Annotated in this window: 14 protein-coding genes; 7 read left to right on the forward strand and 7 right to left on the reverse strand. The window is 63.1% G+C overall.

All coding sequences use genetic code 11. The features are described 5' to 3' along the window. Position 1 precedes the first annotated feature (1 nt). Both hisC and FA04_RS17375 read left to right on the forward strand, forming a co-directional pair. A complete protein-coding gene (hisC, locus tag FA04_RS17370) occupies positions 2 to 1,057 on the forward strand; it encodes a histidinol-phosphate transaminase (protein ID WP_034802942.1) in 1,056 nt (351 codons plus the stop codon). 82 nt (positions 1,058 to 1,139) lie between these two features. Continuing rightward, positions 1,140 to 1,781 (forward strand): LysE family translocator, encoded by a 642-nt coding sequence (locus FA04_RS17375; RefSeq protein ID WP_034802945.1) that lies wholly within the window; start codon positions 1,140 to 1,142, stop codon positions 1,779 to 1,781. A gap of 28 nt (positions 1,782 to 1,809) precedes the next feature. Here FA04_RS17375 and ispG read toward each other — a convergent pair whose 3' ends face one another. The 4 genes from ispG to FA04_RS17395 form a co-directional block, all read right to left on the reverse strand. Then, positions 1,810 to 3,063 (reverse strand): flavodoxin-dependent (E)-4-hydroxy-3-methylbut-2-enyl-diphosphate synthase, encoded by a 1,254-nt coding sequence (gene ispG / locus FA04_RS17380; protein ID WP_034803175.1) that lies wholly within the window; start codon positions 3,061 to 3,063, stop codon positions 1,810 to 1,812. 163 nt (positions 3,064 to 3,226) lie between these two features. Then, on the reverse strand, positions 3,227 to 4,411 hold the full coding sequence (locus FA04_RS17385; RefSeq protein WP_034802948.1) for an MFS transporter: 1,185 nt from the start codon (positions 4,409 to 4,411) through the stop codon (positions 3,227 to 3,229). A 29-nt stretch (positions 4,412 to 4,440) separates the two neighbouring features. After that, positions 4,441 to 4,827, reverse strand: coding sequence for a glyoxalase/bleomycin resistance/extradiol dioxygenase family protein (locus FA04_RS17390; RefSeq protein WP_034802951.1), 387 nt, complete (start codon positions 4,825 to 4,827; stop codon positions 4,441 to 4,443). Beyond that, positions 4,824 to 5,606: a DeoR/GlpR family DNA-binding transcription regulator gene (locus tag FA04_RS17395; protein WP_090426332.1), complete on the reverse strand. Its 783-nt coding sequence runs from the start codon at positions 5,604 to 5,606 to the stop codon at positions 4,824 to 4,826. The genes FA04_RS17390 and FA04_RS17395 overlap by 4 nt, the downstream gene beginning before the upstream one ends. A gap of 272 nt (positions 5,607 to 5,878) precedes the next feature. On the opposite strand from FA04_RS17395, the gene FA04_RS17400 reads away from it, so the two are divergent. The 3 genes from FA04_RS17400 to FA04_RS17410 all read left to right on the forward strand — a co-directional run bounded on the left by FA04_RS17400 (position 5,879) and on the right by FA04_RS17410 (position 8,197). Then, entirely contained in the window at positions 5,879 to 6,652 is a 774-nt protein-coding gene (locus FA04_RS17400; RefSeq protein WP_034802957.1) for an amino acid ABC transporter substrate-binding protein, read from the forward strand. Positions 6,653 to 6,758: 106 nt separating this feature from the next. Further along, positions 6,759 to 7,439: an amino acid ABC transporter permease gene (locus tag FA04_RS17405; RefSeq protein WP_090426316.1), complete on the forward strand. Its 681-nt coding sequence runs from the start codon at positions 6,759 to 6,761 to the stop codon at positions 7,437 to 7,439. Then, positions 7,436 to 8,197, forward strand: coding sequence for an amino acid ABC transporter ATP-binding protein (locus tag FA04_RS17410; RefSeq protein WP_034802963.1), 762 nt, complete (start codon positions 7,436 to 7,438; stop codon positions 8,195 to 8,197). The genes FA04_RS17405 and FA04_RS17410 overlap by 4 nt, the downstream gene beginning before the upstream one ends. A gap of 122 nt (positions 8,198 to 8,319) precedes the next feature. Here FA04_RS17410 and pyc read toward each other — a convergent pair whose 3' ends face one another. Both pyc and FA04_RS17420 read right to left on the reverse strand, forming a co-directional pair. Next, complete coding sequence (gene pyc, locus FA04_RS17415) at positions 8,320 to 11,778, reverse strand: pyruvate carboxylase (protein ID WP_034802966.1); 3,459 nt, start codon at positions 11,776 to 11,778, stop codon at positions 8,320 to 8,322. 119 nt (positions 11,779 to 11,897) lie between these two features. Further along, positions 11,898 to 12,638 (reverse strand): helix-turn-helix transcriptional regulator, encoded by a 741-nt coding sequence (locus tag FA04_RS17420; RefSeq protein WP_034802969.1) that lies wholly within the window; start codon positions 12,636 to 12,638, stop codon positions 11,898 to 11,900. Positions 12,639 to 13,026: 388 nt separating this feature from the next. Here FA04_RS17420 and FA04_RS17425 point away from each other — a divergent pair, with 388 nt between their 5' ends. Beyond that, on the forward strand, positions 13,027 to 14,784 hold the full coding sequence (locus FA04_RS17425; protein WP_034802972.1) for a glucan ABC transporter ATP-binding protein/ permease: 1,758 nt from the start codon (positions 13,027 to 13,029) through the stop codon (positions 14,782 to 14,784). A 154-nt stretch (positions 14,785 to 14,938) separates the two neighbouring features. After that, positions 14,939 to 15,571 (forward strand): LysE family translocator, encoded by a 633-nt coding sequence (locus FA04_RS17430; protein WP_034802973.1) that lies wholly within the window; start codon positions 14,939 to 14,941, stop codon positions 15,569 to 15,571. 29 nt (positions 15,572 to 15,600) lie between these two features. Here FA04_RS17430 and FA04_RS17435 read toward each other — a convergent pair whose 3' ends face one another. Further along, positions 15,601 to 16,755, reverse strand: coding sequence for an OpgC family protein (locus FA04_RS17435; protein WP_034802975.1), 1,155 nt, complete (start codon positions 16,753 to 16,755; stop codon positions 15,601 to 15,603). Positions 16,756 to 16,864 lie beyond the last annotated feature (109 nt).

A 16,864-nucleotide genomic window follows, 5' to 3' on the forward strand; every position in this document is an offset into this window, starting at 1 on the left:
CATGAGCAAATACTGGTCGCCGATCGTCTCCAAGCTGAAGCCCTACGTGCCTGGCGAACAGCCGCGCATCGCCAACCTGGTGAAGCTCAACACCAACGAATGCCCCTACGGTCCGTCTGAGAAGGTGCTCGACGCGATCGCCGCGGCAGCGAGCAGCGATCTTCGCCTTTATCCGGACCCGCTGGCGCTGAAGCTGCGCCAGGCCATCGCCGTACGCTATGGCGTGACCGCCGAAGAAGTCTTCGTCGGCAACGGCTCGGACGAGGTGCTGGCGCACATCTTCGCCGGCTTGCTGAAGCACGACGCGCCGCTGCTCTATCCGGATATCTCCTACAGCTTCTATTCGACCTATGCGCGGCTCTTCGAGATCGACACGGTCGAGATCCCGCTCAGCGATCGCTTCGAGATCGATCTCGCCGACTACGACCGGCCCTGCGGCGCGATCATCCTGCCGAACCCGAATGCCCCGACCGGCATCGCTTTGCCGCTCGCCGACATCGAGCGGCTGGTCGCAAGCCATCCGGACCAGCCCGTCGTCATCGACGAGGCCTATGTCGATTTCGGCGGCCAGTCGGCCGCAGAACTGGTTTCGAAATACGAGAACCTCTTGGTCGTCCAGACCTTCTCCAAGTCGCGCGCACTTGCGGGCTTGCGCGTCGGCTTCGCCATTGGCCAGCGCCCGCTGATCGAGGCGCTGGAGCGGGTGAAGGACAGCTTCAACTCCTATCCGCTCGGCCGTCCGGCCCAGGCCGGCGCCATCGCCGCGATCGAGGATGAAGCCTGGTTCGAGGACACTCGCGCCAAGATCATCGCGTCGCGCGACCGGCTCACGGCCGAACTGACAGCGCGCGGCTTCGAGGTGCTGCCTTCGTCGGCAAACTTCGTTTTCGCACGGCATCCCGGCCATAGAGGAGAAACGCTGATGAAGGCGCTCCGCGAGCGCGCCGTGCTGGTGCGCCATTTCGCCAAGCCGCGCATCTCCGATTTCCTGCGCATCACCATCGGCACCGATGCCGAATGCGCGCGCCTGATCGAGGCGCTAGACGAGATCCTCTAAGTTGTCTCGGTGACATTTTCGCCGTTTCAAACAAGCGATGGACTGATCTAGCCTCCGGCGACCGAGCCGGAGCTTGTCTTACATGTTCGACCTGACGCCCTATCTGCCGCAGCTTCTCATTGCCTGGACCGCCTATCTGATCGCGACCGCATCGCCGGGGCCGGCGATCCTGGCGATCATCACCACCTCGGTCAGCCAGGGACGAAAGGCGGGCCTGGCGCTTGCCCTTGGCGTTCTGACGGGAAGTTACACCTGGGCAATGCTGACGGCCTCCGGTCTCTCGGCGCTGATCCGCGCCTATGGCCACGCGATCATCGTCTTGAAGATCGCCGGCGCCTGCTATCTCTTCTGGCTCGCCTATAACGCGCTACGCGCTGCCATGCGCAGCGACAAGAGCGCGATCGTGCCGACGGCAAAGGTGCAGACCTCGCTGAAGCGGCTCTATCTCAAGGGGCTCGGCATCCACCTGACGAACCCCAAGGCGATCTTCTCCTGGATCATGCTGGTGTCACTCGGCATGCCCGCGGGCGCGCCGGTCGGCGTTACCGCCACTTTTATCGGCGGCTGCATGGTCTTGGGTCTGATGACCTTCTGCGGCTTTGCGATCGTCTTCTCGCTCACGCCGGTACACCGCGCCTATCTGAAGTCCAGGCGGCTGATCGAAAGCCTGATGGCCGGTTTCTTCGCCTTTGCCGGCTTCAAGCTGCTGACATCACGGCTCTGAGGCCACAGCGTAGACAAAGCGCGGCTGCTTACTCAGCGGCCGCCTGACCGCGGCCGTAGCGCTTCTCGATATAATCGGAAACCAGCGTCTCGAAGTCGCCGGCAATGTTGGGGCCGCGCAGCGTCATTGCCTTCTCCCCGTCGATGAATACGGGGGCGGCCGGCATTTCGCCGGTGCCGGGCAAAGAGATGCCGATGTCGGCATGTTTGCTTTCGCCCGGGCCGTTGACGATGCAGCCCATGACCGCGACCTTCAGGCCCTCGACGCCGGGATACTTCTCGCGCCAGACCGGCATGTTGCGGCGGATGTCGTCCTGGATCTTCTGGGCGAGTTCCTGGAACACCGTGGACGTGGTGCGTCCGCAGCCGGGACAGGCGGCAACAACAGGGATGAACTGACGGAAACCCATGACCTGCAGCAATTCCTGCGCCACCTGCACCTCGCGGGTGCGGTCGCCGCCGGGCTCAGGCGTCAGCGAAATGCGGATCGTATCGCCGATGCCCTGCTGCATGAGGATGCCGAGCGAAGCGGACGAGGCGACGATGCCCTTCGTGCCCATGCCGGCCTCGGTGAGGCCGAGATGCAGTGCGTGGTCCGAGCGGGCCGACAACATGGCATAGACGGCGATCAGGTCCTGAACGCCGGAAACCTTGGCCGAAAGGATGATGCGGTTGCGCGGCAGACCGATCTCTTCGGCGAGTTCCGCCGAGAGCAGCGCCGACTGCACGATCGTCTCGCGCGTCACCTCTTGCGCCGTCAGCGGAAAACCGTTCGCCTTGTTCTCGTCCATCAGCCGCGTCAGCAGTTCCTGGTCGAGCGAACCCCAGTTGACACCGATGCGCACCGGCTTGTCGTAGCGGATCGCCATCTCGACGATCTCGGCGAACTGCTTGTCCTTCTTGTCCTTGAACCCGACATTGCCCGGATTGATGCGATACTTCGCAAGCGCCTCGGCGCAGGCCGGATGATCGGCAAGCAGCTTGTGGCCGATATAGTGGAAGTCGCCGACGAGCGGCACGTCAAGACCAAGGCGCTCGAGCCGCTCGCGGATCTTCGGCACCGCCGCCGCACTCTCGTCGCGGTCGACGGTGATGCGCACCAGTTCCGAACCGGCCTTGTGCAGCGCGGCCACCTGGGCCACGGTCCCATCGATATCGGCCGTATCGGTGTTGGTCATCGACTGGACCACGACCGGTGCGCCGCCCCCGACGATGACGCCGCCGACATCGACGGCGACGGAGGCGCGGCGGGGCTGCGGATCGAAATCGAAGGCGGAAGACATGAAGGCCTCTTCGTGGGTCACTGAGCCGGGCGAGGATGCGGGCAGAACCCGCATGGACTTTCCTCAACTCGCCCTGGCCATTTGCCCATCAGGTGGATGAGGAAAGCCTGATTGTCAACGGCGACATCATGCCCTGACGGCGATTTGATGGCGCCGTTCCGTCTCAGTGCCCCTTAGCGTGATCCGCATGGATCGCATGGTGCGACAAGAGAAGCACGACGATGAAGAGCAGCGGCACCGAGGCGAAGATGATGGCAAAGCCCGTATGCTCGGCAACGAAGCCGATCAGCGACGGTGCGAACAGCATGCCGGAATAGCCCATGAAGGTCGCGACCGAGAGCCCGATGCCCGGCTGCAGGCCCGGCATGTTGCCGGCGGCCGAGAACGCGATCGGCACCATGTTGGAGATGCCGATGCCGGCGATCGCAAAACCGAGGATGGCGATATAGGCATTGGGCGCCGTGCCCGCGACGATCATGCCGACGAGTGCCGTGACGGTGCAGATGCGGAGCGTCCGTTTGGCGCCGAAGCGATCCCGCACGAAATCGCCGGCAAAACGCATGGTCGCCATGGTGGCGGAGAAGGCGGCAAAGCCGAAGCCGGAAAGCTCAACGGAGGCGCCAAGCTCGTTGCGCAGATAAAGCGCACCCCAGTCGAGCACTGTGCCCTCAGGCACCATCGAGAACAGCGCCATGATGCCGATCAGCCAGGGGAGCGGCGTCATCGGCAGGCGCAGCTTTTCCTTGGCTGCGCCTGGATGCGGCTTGTCAGCCAGGATCATCGGCCAAGCGGCGACGATCAGTACCAGGCAGATCGCAGTGACGACAAGGACATGCGGCAGCACACCGAAGCGGGCCATGAGGAAACCGCCGATACCGGCACCGATCAGGCCGCCGAGGCTCCAATAGGCATGGCAGGACGACATGATCGCACGGCGCATGGATTTCTCGACCTCGACCGCATTGGCGTTCATCGCGACGTCCATCGCGCCGGCAAAACCGCCAAGCAGGAACATGGCGACAGCCGCCGTCCAGACATCGGGGACAAGCGTCAGAAGCAGAAGCAACGGCGACAGGATGATGGCGGTGACCTTGACCACCTTCTGCGACCCCACACGGGCGATGTAGCCGCCGGCAATCGGCATGAGCACCAGCGAGCCAATACCGAACATCAGGATCAACAGGCCGAGCACGCTTTCGCTGATGCCGAGCCGGTCCTTGAATTCCGGGATCTTCGGCGCCCAACTGCCGATGACGAAGCCGTTCAATAGGAAGAGCAGCGAAACCGCCAGCCGGTTGCGGGTCATGTAGCCCTGGCGGACGGTCGCGGAAGGAGAACGTTGGTCCATGGTCTTGCCTCTGTGCCGGGTCGCCCGGCTCAAATTGTGATTTCGATCAGATTTCCATCGGGGTCGCGAACAACAGCCTCATAGAAGCCATCGCCGGTCCATCGCGGTTTTGCGACCAGAATGCCCTTAGCCTCGGCGCGCGCGGCCATCGCCTCGACCGCCTGCTCGCTGCCGAGCGACAGCGCCACATGGGCAAGGCCGGTACGTTCTTCAGCCGGATCGGCCGGCCCAACCCAGGGGCCTTCCATGATCTCGAATGCCGGCCCGTCGCCAAGCGTCAGGAACCGCGAGCGAAAGCCCGGCCGCCGTCGGCTTTCATAGATCTCGCCGACTTCGGCGCCGAAGAAGGACGACCAGAAGCTGGCAATCGCCTCGAGGTCCCGCGTCCAGAGCGCCACATGCGTGATCGTCGTCATTCCGTCTCTCCCGCCATCAGGACCTCTGCCCTTGTCGCCTCGAAGGCCGACCGATGCTCGGCCGACGCATCCGCCTCGAGCAGCAGCGTCACCTTGTCATTGATATCGACAACCCCGTGCGCGGCGGCCGTACCGAGCTTGTCGCTGGTGACGGCGACAACCAGGCGCCGGCTGCGCAGCGCAATGAGCCGTTTGAATTCCGCATCCTCGAAATAGATCGCCGTCAGGCCCGCAGCGGCATCGGCGCCGCAGGTGCCAAGGAAGCAGAGATCGGGCCGCAGCAGTTCCGCGTCGCGCTGCGCCCGCGCACTGATCGCCGCACCGACGGCACGGTTGAGCGGGCCGCCGAGCAGGATCAGATCGACGCCCGGCTTCTCCATGAGCGCGACGGCAATCAGCGGTGTGTTGGTGACGACGGTGACCGGCAGCTCCGGCTCGATCAGTTGCGCGATCGCAAGATTGGTCGAGCCGGCATCGAGGAACACGGTCATATCAGGCTTGATCAGGCCGACCGCCGTGCGCGCCAGCGCCGCCTTGCGTTCCGGCGCCATCGCCACCCGTTCTCGCAATGTGCTGTGGGCCGCCGGCGCGACCGGAAGTGCGCCACCATAGACGCGCTCGCACAGTCCTGCCGCCGCCATTTCCCGGAGATCGCGGCGGATCGTGTCTTCGGAAACGCTGAGCTCGGCCGCAAGATCAGCAGCCAGCACCCGGCCATTGGCCTTCAACCGCTCCTGGATCAGCGTCTTTCGCTCACGAAGAAGGAGTTCCCCTGACATTTTCACCAACCGTGCATAAACGTGCATGAATCGCCATAAATGCGCATAGCAACTTTTGAAACCGTTTTCAAGCCGGCGCGGCGCCCAAATCGGAGGGGCGCGCGAATTTCGACAAACCGTGGCTTTTGCGCGCAATCGGGGTCAATTCGAGGAAAATTCTTCATCAAACGCTCAGGAATTGGTGTTTTATACGCTCAGATCGCCGATTTTTTATGCGATTGTCCGCTCAATCCGGACGACGGGCCGGGCAAGAAAGAAGATGGAAAATCACGATGAAACTCCTCCCCACGCTGTTTGCCGCCGCTCTGATGCAGGTTGCCGCACTTGGCTCCGCTGAAGCCGGCGAGAACCTCGATGCGATCAAATCTGCCGGTGTCCTGAAGATCGGCACCGAGGGCACCTATGCCCCGTTCACCTATCACGACGCCTCCGGCGCGCTCGTCGGCTTCGACGTGGAGATCGGCCACGCCGTCGCCGAGAAGCTCGGCGTCAAGGCTGAATTCCTCGAAGGCAAGTGGGACGGCCTGATCGCCGGCCTCGACGCCAACCGCTACGACACGGTCATCAACCAGGTCGGCATCACCGAGGAGCGCAAGAAGAAGTACGACTTCTCCGAACCCTATATCGCCTCCAAGGCTGTGCTGATCGTCAAGTCGGACAACGAAGAGATCAAGGGCTTTGCCGATCTCAAGGGCAAGAAGTCGGCCCAGTCGCTGACCAGCAACTTCGGCAAGCTCGCAACCGCGTCCGGCGCCGAACTCGTCGGCACCGACGGCTTCGACCAGTCGATCCAGCTCGTCTTGACCGGCCGTGCCGACGCGACGATCAACGACAGCCTCTCCTTCCTCGACTTCAAGAAGAAGAAGCCCGACGCCCCGGTCAAGATCGCCGCTGAGCAGGCCGATGCCGACTTCTCCGGCATCATCATCCGCAAGGGCGAGCCGGAGCTTCTCGAGGCGATCAACAAGGCGCTCGTCGACATCAAGGCCGACGGCACCTACGACAAGATCTCGCAGAAGTACTTCGGCGCCGACGTCTCGAAGTAACCCGATCACTGGGCCCTCGGCCGGTTTCTCAGCCGGCCATTCTCGGCTATGAAAAGCGATCCGTTCCGGACCCCGGGGCGGATCGCGCTTTTTGAAAGGCTCGCCCTTGACCACCTGGCTCCCACTGATGCTGGAATCCTTGCCGTCCCTGCTCTGGGCCGGCCTGACCTTTACCATCCCCCTGACGCTGCTTTCCTTCATCTTCGGCCTGATCCTGGGGCTCGTCACCGCCGTCGCCCGGCTCTTCGGGCCGGCACCGGTCGCCTGGATCGCGCGCTTTTACGTCTGGGTGATCCGCGGCACGCCGTTGCTGGTCCAACTGTTCGTGATCTTTTACGGCCTGCCGAGCGCCGGCATCCTGCTCGACGCCTTCACCGCAGCGCTCATCGGCTTCTCGCTGAATGTCGGCGCCTACACCTCCGAGATCATTCGCGCGGTGATTTCGTCGGTCCCGCGCGGACAATGGGAGGCAGCCTATTCGATCGGCATGAGCTGGAGCCAGGCGATGCGCCGCACGATCCTGCCGCAGGCAGCCCGCGTCGCCGTGCCGCCATTGTCGAACACATTCATCTCGCTGGTGAAGGACACGTCGCTTGCCGCCGCCATTACTGTGCCCGAGATGTTCCAGACAGCGCAGCGCATCGTCGCCACCACCTACGAGCCGCTGATCCTCTACATCGAGACGGCGCTGATCTATCTTGCCATGAGCTCCGTGCTTTCCGCCCTGCAGGTCAGGCTGGAGCGACGCTTCGCCCGCTATGGCGGCTTCCTGGAGGCACGCACATGATCGAGCTCTCCCACATCGAAAAGCGCTTCGGCGACAATCTCGTGCTGAAGGATATTTCCGTGACGCTCGCCGAGGGCACTGTGACCGCGCTGGTCGGCCCGTCCGGCGGCGGCAAGAGCACGCTGCTGCGCTGCATCAACCTTCTGGAGATCCCGACCTCCGGATCGATCAAGCTTGGCGACGAGAAGCTTGAATTCGCCCCTGGCCGCAAGATCGGCTGGACGGCGATCCAGCGTCTGCGCCGGCAGACCGGCATGGTGTTCCAGAACTTCCAGCTCTTCCCGCACCAGACCGCACTCGGCAATGTCATGGAAGGCCTCGTCACCGTGCTGAAATGGCCGGCGGACAGGGCAAAGACCCGGGCAACGGAACTGCTCGAAAAGGTCGGCATGGCGCACAAAGCCGACGCCTGGCCGGCAACACTTTCCGGCGGCCAGCAGCAGCGCGTGGCGATCGCCCGTGCCCTTGCCCCTTCGCCGCGCGTGCTTCTCTGCGACGAGCCGACCTCGGCGCTCGACCCTGAACTGGCGGAAGAAGTGGTCGAAGTCCTGAGCCGGCTTGCCCGCGAAGGCACCACCATGGTCATGGCCACCCACGACCTCCGGCTCGCCTCGCGCGTTGCCGACAAGGTGATCTTCCTCGACGGCGGCCTCATCGTCGAAAGCGGCGCGCCAAAGACGATCTTCTCGGCGCCCGAGCGCGAGCGAACGAAGAAGTTCATTGCCTCGCTCAGCGCTCCGCACGACTACGAGATCTGAAGGGAAGCATTGGGACCGGTTCCATTGGCCTAGGCGCTAAGCAGCCGTCGTCTGATCCATCGCAAAACAAAAAACGGCCGGATTCGCATCCGGCCGTTTTTGTCTGTCCGTGTGGCAAACGCTTACGCGTCGAAGACGATCAGCAGGTCCTTGGCGTCGATCTGGTCGCCGGCGCGCACCAGAACTTCGGCGATCGTGCCGTCCTTCTCGGCATGCAGCGCCGTTTCCATCTTCATCGCCTCGATCGAGAGCAGCACGTCACCGGCCTTAACCGCCTGGCCCGGATGAACCGCGACCGTGGAGATGACGCCCGGCATCGGAGCGCCGAGCTGGGCAGCGTTGCCGCCTTCGGCCTTGCGGCGCACGGCGCTCGTCGCACTGCGGTTGCGGTCCGGTACCTTGATCAGGCGCGGCTGGCCGTTGAGTTCGAAGAACACCTTGACCATGCCCTTCTCGTCCGGCTCGCTCTTGGCCTGGTGCAGGATCACCAGCGACTTGCCGCGCTCGATCTCCGGCTGCAGCTCCTCGCCCGGTCCAAGCCCATAGAAATAGGCCGGCGTCGGCAGCACGCTGACCGGACCATAGGTGTCGGCCGCGACCGCGTAATCGGTGAAGACCTTCGGGTACATCAGGTAGGAGGCGAACTCGAAGTCGTCGACCTTGCGCTCGAGCTTGTCCTCGATCGCCTTGCGCTCCGCGTCGAGATCGGCCGGCAGCAGCAGCGAGCCGGGAACGGCGGTGTAAGCCTTCTCGCCCTTCAGCGCCTTCTTCTGCAGCGCTTCCGGCCAGCCGCCCGGAGGCTGACCGAGATCGCCCTTCAGCATCGAGACGACCGAATCCGGGAAGGCGATATCCTTGGCCGGGTTCTCGACGTCGGCGACCGTCAGGTCTTGCGAGACCATCATCAGTGCCATGTCGCCGACCACCTTGGAGGACGGCGTCACCTTGACGATGTCGCCGAACATCTGGTTGGCATCGGCATAGGCCTGGGCAACGCGGTGCCACTTGGTTTCCAGCCCGAGCGAACGGGCCTGCTCCTTGAGGTTGGTGAACTGACCGCCCGGCATTTCGTGCAAGTAGACTTCCGACGCCGGTCCCTTGAGGTCGCTTTCGAAGGCGGCGTACTGGTAACGCACTGCTTCCCAATAGAAGGAGATGCGGCGGATCCATTCGGGATCGAGGCCCGGATCACGCTCCGAGCCGCGCAGCGCCTCGACGATCGAGCCGAGGCAGGGCTGCGAGGTGTTGCCGGAAAGCGCATCCATCGCCGCATCGACCACATCGACGCCGCTATCGACCGCGGCAAGCACGGTTGCAGCCGCAATGCCCGAGGTGTCGTGCGTGTGGAAATGGATCGGCAGATCCGTCGCTTCGCGCAGCGCCTTGAACAGCACGCGCGCGGCGGCCGGCTTCAACAGGCCCGCCATGTCCTTGACGGCGATCATGTGCGCACCGGCCTTTTCGAGCTCGGCCGCCAATGCCGTGTAGTACTTGAGATCGTACTTCGGGCGGGCCGAGTTCAGGATGTCGCCAGTGTAGCAGATTGCCGCCTCGCAGATGCGGTTCTCTTCAGCAACGGCCTCCATCGACACGCGCATGTTGTCGACCCAGTTGAGGCAGTCGAAGACGCGGAAGACGTCAATGCCGCCCTTCGCCGCCTGGCGGACGAAGTACTTCACGACGTTGTCGGGGTAGTTCTTGTAGCCGACGCCGTTGGCGCCGCGCAAAAGCATCTGCAGCAGCAGGTTCGGCGCGTCCTCGCGAATGCGGGCGAGACGATCCCACGGGTCCTCGGTGAGGAAGCGCATGGAAACGTCGAAGGTCGCACCACCCCAGCATTCGAGCGAGAACAACTGCGGCAGGGCACGAGCATAGGTGCCGGCGACGCGGGCGATGTCATGCGTACGCATGCGGGTCGCAAGCAGCGACTGATGGCCGTCGCGCATCGTCGTATCGGTCAGGAAAACCTGCTTTTCACCGCGCACCCACTCGGCGAATTTCTTCGGGCCGAGCGCGTCGAGCTTCTGCTTGGTACCGGCGGGGATTTCGCCCTGGATGAATGGCACGACGGGCTTGGCCGCATCCGCCGGCGGCTTCGGACGGCCCTTGGCCTCCGGATGACCGTTGACGGTGACGTCGGCGAGATAGGTCAAGAGCTTCGTCGCACGGTCCTGGCGCCGGACCTGCTGGAAGAGTTCCGGCGTCGTATCGATGAAGCGGGTGGTGTAGGTGTTGTTGCGGAACTGCTCGTGGCCGATGATCGCCTCGAGGAAGGTGAGGTTGGTCGCCACACCGCGGATACGGAATTCGCGCAGCGCCCGGTCCATGCGGCTGATCGCTTCCTGAGGCGTGCTGCCCGAGGCCGTGACCTTCACCAGCAGCGGATCGTAGTAGCGGGTGATGTAGGCGCCGGTATAGGCCGTGCCGCCGTCGAGACGGATGCCGAAACCGGCCGCCGAACGATAGCCGGTGATGCGGCCGTAGTCGGGAATGAAGTTCTGCTCCGGATCTTCCGTGGTGATGCGGCACTGCAGCGCGTGGCCGTTGAGGCGGATGTCAGCCTGGTCAGGCACACCCGATTGCGGCGTGCCGATCGCCTCGCCGTCGAGAATGTGGATCTGCGCCTTGACGATGTCGATGCCGGTCACCACTTCGGTGACGGTGTGCTCGACCTGGATGCGCGGGTTCACTTCGATGAAGTAGAACTTGCCGGTGTTCACATCCATCAGATACTCGACGGTGCCGGCGCCGATGTAGTTGGTCGCCTTGGCGATCTTCAGCGAGTAGTTGGCCAGTTCCTGCCGCTGCGCATCGGAGAGGTAGGGCGCCGGCGCGCGCTCGACGACCTTCTGGTTACGGCGCTGGATGGAGCAGTCGCGCTCGAACAGATGCACGACATTGCCGTGGGTGTCGCCGAGGATCTGGCTTTCGACGTGGCGGGCGCGCTCGACCAGCTTTTCGAGATAGACCTCGTCCTTGCCGAAGGCGGCCTTGGCCTCGCGCTTGGCTTCCGTCACCTCGCGGATCAGATCCTTCGGATCGCGAATGGCGCGCATGCCGCGTCCGCCGCCGCCCCAGGAGGCCTTGAGCATGACCGGGTAGCCGATCTCGGCGGCCAGGCGATGGATTTCCTTTTCGTCGTCTGGCAGCGGATCGGTGGCCGGCACGACCGGAACGCCGACGGAAATGGCGAGGTTGCGGGCTGCGACCTTATTGCCGAGCTGACGCATCGTCGCCGGGCGCGGACCGATGAAAATGATGCCGGCGGCGTCACAGGCATCGACGAATTCCGGGCTTTCCGACAGCAGGCCGTAGCCCGGATGAATGGCGTCGGCACCCGAGAGTTTGGCGACGCGGATTACTTCCTCGATCGACAGGTAGCTTTCGATCGGGCCGAGGTCGCGCGCAAGATGCGGGCCGCGGCCGATCTGGTAGCTTTCATCCGCCTTAAAGCGGTGCAGCGCGAGTTTGTCCTCTTCCGCCCATATCGCGACCGTTTTCAGACCGAGTTCGTTTGCAGCGCGAAAAACGCGGATGGCAATTTCAGAACGGTTGGCAACAAGGATCTTCGAGATAGGCAAGTCGGTCTCCTCAATGACTTGATATTGCGGGAAATGCTGCACCCGCGAAATAAAGTATTAGCGGGTCACCGGGCAGAGCGCAATTTCAGATGCGACAGGAAACCGAATGCCTTTCGACTTTAGGAAATCAGGCCGAGACGGAAGGCGATCGCCACGACGTGGTGGCGGTTCTTGGCCTTCAGCTTTTCCTGGATTCCGTTCATGTACCAATCGACCGTGTGGCTCGAAATATCCAGCACCTTGCCGATGTCGTTGGAGGTCAGTCCGTCGGCGAGATAATTGAGGGCTTCCATTTCGCGCCGCGTCATTTGCACTTCGACGCGCGAACCGAGCTCGGCCGAAACCTCGGGGTCGGTCAGGTCCAAGAGCTTCCAGAACAGCCGCTTGGCGATCGAGTCGAACAGGCTGATCTCGACAGGGCTCAAGTCGACGACGCGGCCGCCGACCGTCAGGTTGCCGAGCAGGCCGCGCCGGCCGTGCACCGGGAAGATGTAGCCGTCGTAGAGACCGTGGTTGCGGGCCTCGATCATCATGCTTTCCATGCGCTTGCGATGCGGATCGGAGCGGAAAGCAAACAGCGTATCGCGCCAGCGGAAACCGCGCTGGGCATGGCCGAGATAGCGGATGGTCGGGTCGATCACCACGAACTTCTTGCGGATATAGATCTGCGGCCAGCCCTCGGGCCAGCGACCGGCAAGCAGCAGCCTCAGCGGGTTGTCATGCGGCTTGGGCTGGCGCACGACGCCGTAGAAGTCGAAGCCGCAGCGATCGAGCAGGCGCTCGAATTCAGGGATGATTTCTTCGCGTGTCTTCATCTCCTCCAGAAGCGCGAGAAACTGTACGAGCAGCGTAATGTTCATGGATCACCTTCCAGGTCGATGCATATGGTCGCATTTCCGAATCCGGACATAAAGGCACCGTTCAGCGACCATTCATGTTGCACCCGCGATAATCCGTCATACCACGCCCGGTCTTATGCGAAATATGCAAGAAATCGGAGTTGGCACGACAGATAGCAGACTATGAATATTCTCGCCAAGCTCACAGACGAGCGAAACGGGAAAACGAGTGGCTGTCCTGCGTCCGGCTACGGCTTCCCATTGCCGCAAAAGACCGTCTCAGCGCGGCCCCGAGTGCTCTAACGGCGCGAGGCTTCAATGCTCGCCATGGAGAACCTCGAGGACGCGGGTGCATCCGCCGCAGAAGGTCTGCGGCGCATCAAATCCGGTACCCGGAAGGGGTGAGACAGTGTCATTGTTCCAGGTGTATGCAAGAGCGCTCCAGTATCTTGCGGTTCACAAGTTTCGCGTCTCAGCGATCGTGCTTGCCAACGTCGTTCTGGCAGCGATCACAATTGCCGAACCGATCCTGTTCGGTCGTATCATCGACGCCATCTCGTCGAAGGGCGAAGTCACGCCGATGCTGCTCATGTGGGCAGGCCTCGGCGTCTTCAACACCGTCGCCTTCGTGCTCGTCGCCCGCGAGGCCGACCGGCTGGCCCATGGCCGCCGCGCCACGCTCCTGACGGAAGCCTTCGGCCGCATCGTTTCCATGCCGCTTGCCTGGCATAGCCAGCGCGGCACGTCCAACGCCCTGCACACGCTGCTTCGCGCCTGCGAAACCCTCTTCGGTCTCTGGCTCGAATTCATGCGCCAGCATCTGGCGACCGCCGTAGCCCTCGTTCTGCTCGTTCCGACCGCCTTTGCCATGGACGTGCGCCTGTCGCTCGTGCTCGTCGTACTCGGCGCGCTCTATGTGGTGATCAGCAAGGTGGTCATGAGCCGCACCAAGGAGGGCCAGGCTTCGGTCGAGAACCACTACCACACGGTTTTCTCGCACGTTTCCGACGCGATCAGCAACGTTTCGGTTGTGCACAGCTACAACCGCATCGAGGCTGAAACCCGCGAGCTGAAGAAGTTCACCGAGCGGCTGATCTCGGCCCAGTTCCCGGTACTCGACTGGTGGGCACTCGCAAGCGGGCTGAACCGCGTCGCCTCGACCATCTCGATGATGGCGATCCTCGTGATCGGTACCGTGCTGGTGCAGCGCGGCGAACTCGGCGTCGGCGAAGTCATCGCCTTCATCGGCTTTGCCAACCTGCTGATCGGCCGCCTCGACCAGATGAAAGCCTTCGTCACGCAGATCTTCGAAGCTCGTGCCAAGCTCGAGGACTTCTTCACCCTCGAAGACGCCGTGCGCGAACGCGACGAGCCGGCCGGCGCGACCGAGCTGCCGCCGGTTGTCGGCGAGGTCGAGTTCCGCAACGTCTCCTTCGACTTTGCCAACACGAACCAGGGCGTGCACAACGTCTCGTTCACCGCCAAGGCCGGCCAGACGATCGCCATCGTCGGCCCGACGGGTGCCGGCAAGACGACGCTCGTCAACCTCTTGCAACGCGTCCACGATCCGCGCGACGGCCAGATCCTGATCGACGGCAACGACATCTCGAAGGTAACGCGCAAGTCGCTGCGCCGTTCGATCGCCACCGTCTTCCAGGATGCGGGCCTGATGAACCGCTCGATCTCGGAAAACATCCGGCTTGGCCGTGACGACGCGACGATCGAGGAAGTCATGGCTGCCGCCGAAGCGGCTGCTGCCTGCGACTTCATCGAGGGCCGCACGACCGGTTACGATACGGTCGTCGGCGAGCGCGGCAACCGTCTGTCGGGTGGCGAGCGCCAGCGTGTGGCCATCGCTCGCGCCATCCTCAAGAACGCGCCGATCCTGGTGCTCGACGAGGCGACCAGCGCGCTCGACGTCGAGACCGAGAACCGCGTCAAGGATGCGATCGATGCGCTGCGCAAGAACCGCACGACCTTCATCATCGCCCACCGCCTGTCGACGGTGCGCGAGGCCGACCTGGTGGTCTTCATGGACCAGGGCCGGATCGTCGAGATGGGCGGTTTCAACGAGCTCAGCCAGAGCAACGGCCGCTTTGCAGCCCTGCTCCGCGCCAGCGGCATCCTGACGGACGACGACGTCCGCATGAGCCACACGGCAGCGTAACGCTCGCCCGACGTCAGGCAAATCGTACATCAAGCCACCCGCGGTTAGCCGCGGGTGGCTTTTCTTTTTGGACAAGCGCCGCATCAGGAAGTCTTGTCATTCGCCAAATTGTTGGTAGACGGGAATTCCGGCTTCAATTCCAAGGGAATCACCAATGCCGGATATCTCCACCATCGCTCTGTTTGCCGCCGCAAGCCTCGTGCTGACCGCAACGCCCGGCCCTGACATGCTGCTGATTGCGTCTCGCAGCCTCAGCCAGGGCCGTGCCGTCGGGTTTCTCACCTATGCCGGCATCGCGCTTGGCACCTACTGCCATGCGCTCGCGGCGGCGCTCGGCCTCTCGCAGCTCTTCCTCACCGTACCGGTTGCCTATGAGATCGTGCGCTGGGCGGGCTGCGCCTATCTGCTTTATCTCGCCTGGAAGACGGTACGTTCGCATCCCTCGGGCGCGTCCCCGACGTCGACGCTCAAGCGGCTCTCACGCCGGCGGGTCTTCGGCGAGGGACTGATGACGAACCTGCTCAATCCGAAGATGGCGCTGTTCGTGCTGGCCCTTTTTCCCCAGTTCGTGGACCCGAATGGCGGGTCGATGGTCCTGCAGATGCTTCTGCTTGCGACCATCCTGAACGGGATCGGCTTGCTCGTGAACGGCACTGTCATCCTTGTTGGCGGCCATCTGCGCGCAAGACTTTCCGGCTTCCGGCGTTTCCCGAAACTGCCGCAATACCTTCTCGCCGGCGTGTTCACGGGGCTTGCCTGCCGCCTGGCGCTGGGTTCCCGAACCTGATGCTGACGCACGGTCAAGGGCGGCGCTTGCTACGCCGCCCTTAGCGGTTTGGCAGACGCGATGCCGCGCAGCCATTCAAGATAATAGGCATAGGCAAAGTGCAGGCCGATGCCGGCGAGCACGAAGAGGCTGCCGAAGACCGGGTTCTTCCCTGTCACGAACAGCAGCACCTGGCCGGACATCGCCAGGATCGTGCCGAAGATGAAGATCGGTAGCGAATGCCGGCCGACCACCGCCAGCGGATGGTCGCGGTCGAGTTTGGCGAGGTTGCTGATCCGAGGCGTCACCGCGATGACGTAGCCGAGCGCCAGCACATGCAGCAATCGCGGCGTGGACAGGAAGGTCTTATCAAAGCCTGTCAGAACGGCCGGAAGACCGAAGGAGAGGTCGATGCTCCAGAACGAGAACAAGACCCAGACGGCGGAAACGGCAAGATAGGCACAGGACAGCATGACCAGCCAGGGCCAGCGCGGCAGCGATCCGCCGTTGCGCACATAGGTCATCATCACCACGCCGATGACGAACAGGAACTGCCAGGACCAGGGATTGAGAAACCAGTAGCCCTCGTCGAGGAAGTTCGACGGCACGAACTTGAAGATGCCCGCGGCGAACCACAGCGCGGCCGAGAGCAGAAGCAGCTGTTTCTTGCTGACGCCGTTCAGCCAGAGGATGCCCGGCAGCAGCAGGAACAGCGCCGCATACATCGACAGGATGTTGTTGTAGCCGAGCTGATGTCCCAAGAGCACCATGGCAACGATGCCCTGCTCCGTCTGCTCCACCATCGGGCGGATGTTGATCTCGCCGATCAGGTCCTGCCTTCCGAAGTAGATCGCGCCGCCGGCAAAGATCGCCAGCGTTACGATGCTCGTCATGATGTGGGCGGCGTAAAGCGCCAGGGCCCGGCGCCAGATTTTGAGCGTCATGGCCAGCCGACCGCCGGAGACGAACTTGCCGCCATAGGCGATCCCGACCGAGAGGCCCGAGATTAAGACGAAAGCTTCAGCGGAATCGGAAAAGCCGAAGTTCTTGTGGGTCAGGTATTCGAGATATTGCCCGGGAACGTGATTGACGAAAATCGTCAGAAGACACAGCGCCCTGAACACATCAAGGCGTGTGTCACGCTCCTTCGGAACCAATCGGGCGGACATCGGGTCGACGCCACCCTGAAAAGTCTTTTGCAGCATGCGGTCCGTTTTCCAGGATTTGGCGCCCCTGCCCCATCCCTGTTGAAACGGGTACCGACGTCCCGCCTTTCGCGCGATGCCCGGCACCATGAAGGAGAGCGGGAGGCCA

It is taken from the genome of Ensifer adhaerens (genome assembly GCF_000697965.2).
Taxonomy (GTDB): Bacteria; Pseudomonadota; Alphaproteobacteria; order Rhizobiales; family Rhizobiaceae; genus Ensifer; species Ensifer adhaerens.